The sequence below is a fragment of the Bradyrhizobium sp. genome, assembly GCF_049512235.1.
In the GTDB taxonomy this organism is placed as follows: Bacteria; Pseudomonadota; Alphaproteobacteria; order Rhizobiales; family Xanthobacteraceae; genus Bradyrhizobium.
Window position 1 is genome coordinate 1 of record NZ_JBEKXH010000688.1, and the last position, 2,815, is coordinate 2,815.

Consider the following 2,815-nt stretch of genomic DNA (forward strand, 5'->3'; position numbering starts at 1 on the left):
CAGGCGACCTCAATGTACATCCTGCCCTGCCATGTCATAGCCAGCCCGACGCTGCCGCGTCCACCGCATCTCATCCCGCGTGTCTGACGATCGCGATACGCCCCTCATCTGGAACGAGACGGCCGTGACTATAACTGATTCGAACAAAAAGGAAACAATAATATTTTTATATCAGGGGATTGACAGCCCCGAAACACCAGATCTAGCTCGTCGGCGACCGATTTTTTAGATAGGCCGAGGAACCGAGGCAGCTTATGACCTGATCCCGACTACCTGCCGAACGGCAGCGCCGACCATGGACGGACGGCGTGCAAAATCGGAAAGCGGCTCATTTGACGTCTGTCCTTCGGAGGGTGAGCGAGAGCTTGGAAACATGGAAATGTCCAGATGATAATCCTTGGGCTGACCGGCTCGATCGGGATGGGCAAATCGACGACCGCCAGGCTGTTCATGGAAGCCGGCGTTCCCGTCTACGATGCTGACGCGGCCGTTCACAGCCTGTACGAAGGCGAGGCGGCGCCTGCGATCGAAGCGGCCTTTCCGGGGACCACCGTGGGCGGCAGGGTCGATCGGGCGTTGCTGTCGGCGCAAGTGGTGCACGATCCCAAGGCGATGCGGCGCCTGGAGGGCATCGTTCATCCCATGCTGGGCGCGTCGCGGCAAAAATTCCTGGATGACGCCGAGCGCGCCGGCGCGCCGGTCGCGGTGGTCGATGTGCCATTACTGTACGAAACCCGTGGCGAGAAGCACGTCGATGCGGTGGTGGTCGTCACGACGACATCAGAAATTCAGCGCCAGCGAATCCTGGCGCGCGACAACATGACGGGCGAAAAGCTCGACGCCATCCTGGCGCGACAACTGCCCGATGCCGACAAGCGCAAGCGGGCGGATTTTTTGGTGGATACTTCGCATGGGCTGGACCCCGTGCGGGTCCGCATCCGGGACATTCTCGCCGAGGCTGCTAGACTCCCGCAGCGGCGAACCTGATTCGCACCTCCCGGTCCAAGAAATCCATGCGCGAAATCGTTCTCGATACGGAGACCACGGGTCTTGATCCCTTGCGGGGCGACCGGCTGGTCGAGATCGGCTGCGTCGAGATTTTCAATCGCATGCCGACCGGCCAGACCTTTCATCGCCACCTCAATCCCGAGCGCGACATGCCGGCCGAAGCCTTCGCGGTGCACGGGCTTTCCAGCGAGTTCCTCGCCGACAAGCCGCGCTTCGCCGATGTGGTCGACGCCTTTCTGGAGTTCATCGCCGACGCGCCGCTGGTGATCCACAACGCATCGTTCGATATCGGCTTCATCAATGCCGAGCTCGACCGGGCCAAACGGCCCATCATTGTCCGCGACCGGCTGGTCGACACCCTTCTCCTGGCGCGGCGCAAGCATCCGGGCGTGTCGAACCGCCTCGATGATCTATGCTCGCGCTATGCGATCGACAATTCCCGCCGCACCAAGCACGGCGCCTTGCTCGACGCCGAACTTCTGGCCGAGGTCTATATCGACCTGATCGGGGCGCGGCAGTCGCAGCTGGTCCTGGCGACGGAAATCCGCGACCTGCGCGCCGGCGGAAACGGCGAAATATTGCGGCGGCAGCGCCCGGTCCCGCTGGCGCCGCGGGTCAGCGAGGCTGACCGCGCGGCCCACCGGGCCTTTGTCGCCACGCTGGGCGACAAGCCGATCTGGAACGAGTTTCTGGTCGCCTGACCAGAAACTAACCGGTTAAGGCAATTTTCGGTCCCGCAATGACGTTAAGCAGGGCGCCCACAAGGGGGGCTACCCTAATTTTTATAAGTCAATTTATATAATAAAAACAATAGTTTAGGTTTTGATACCCCGGAGGATGTAGGACGCTATGTAGGACGGTTTGAACCCTTGACCCAGAGCCACCGCCACGGGACCATGGCTGGGGTAGATCTTGTAGCACCGGCCGTCCACCCGATGCAGCAACCCCGGTGATGAATCCGTCACCGCCTACCTCACTTGACCGCGCAATATCGCGCTACCCTCGCCGGAACCCCGCACATTTTCGACGGCCATCGAGCCATCGCCGCCCTCGAGGTTGCAGGCGAAGAATCGTACACTAAAGCCATACGCAGGAGCAGCGGCGTAAGGGGGCGAGCGTGTTCAAATTCTATAGCCAGCATCACATGAATGGTTGGCTGGCGGCCCAGTCGCCCGACCGCGCTTTTGTCTTTGCAGCCCGAGCGGCCCTGCGCGTCGTTCCAACATTCGACCGAGCCCCGGGCAGTAGGGCGCTGCAAATGTTTCGTTGCGTCGACTCGGCCTGGGCTGTCGCCGCCTATCCAGGCCATCGGGATAAGCTGGTCGCGGCGGCGTCGAGCACGTTTGACTCCGTTAAACCCCACCCTCAATGGCTTACAGCGTCCGAATCCGCTGCGATCTCCGCCGTCAATGCAGCAGCTTCTCACGGGAGACAGAGGATGTCTTCCGCCCTTGAGGCCGTGAATTCAGCCTTTCTTGCGGCGGTGCAGAACGACGGAGATGAGGAGATGTTAGCCGCTCTGGCGAGCGACGCGGAACAGCTCGTTCAAAGGCTTGATCCGGTCGGGCTGGCAAACAGTAAGCTGTGGCCGATGCCAGTACCTGTCACCCCTGACTGGGTCAATGACAGGTGGGAAGCGCTGAAGGAACGACTGTTAAAGGCAGATGAGAATTGGGACGTTTGGACCGATTGGTATAACCATCGAATGTTCGGCAATAACACTGACACAACCCTTGAAGTTGCGCGTGCAGCAGATGTCCAGGAGTTTGTCTGGAACGAGGGACCGAAATCAGCCAACGCCTTCATC

Annotated in this window: 3 protein-coding genes; all 3 read left to right on the forward strand. The window is 60.5% G+C overall.

The genetic code is table 11. The features are described from left to right. Positions 1 to 387 precede the first annotated feature (387 nt). Positions 388 to 987, forward strand: a complete 600-nt coding sequence (gene coaE, locus ABSG20_RS33940) for a dephospho-CoA kinase (RefSeq protein ID WP_423868806.1) — start codon at positions 388 to 390, stop codon at positions 985 to 987. Between the two features lie 26 nt (positions 988 to 1,013). After that, positions 1,014 to 1,709 (forward strand): DNA polymerase III subunit epsilon, encoded by a 696-nt coding sequence (gene dnaQ, locus ABSG20_RS33945; protein WP_423868807.1) that lies wholly within the window; start codon positions 1,014 to 1,016, stop codon positions 1,707 to 1,709. 737 nt (positions 1,710 to 2,446) lie between these two features. After that, positions 2,447 to 2,815: hypothetical protein (locus ABSG20_RS33950; protein WP_423868808.1), on the forward strand; the 369-nt coding region annotated here is incomplete at its 3' end.

Coding starts and splice junctions, on each gene's coding strand:
- coaE (WP_423868806.1), top strand. CDS start 388: ATGATAATCCTTGGGCTGACCGGCTCGATCGGGATGGGCAAATCGACG.
- dnaQ (WP_423868807.1), top strand. CDS start 1,014: ATGCGCGAAATCGTTCTCGATACGGAGACCACGGGTCTTGATCCCTTG.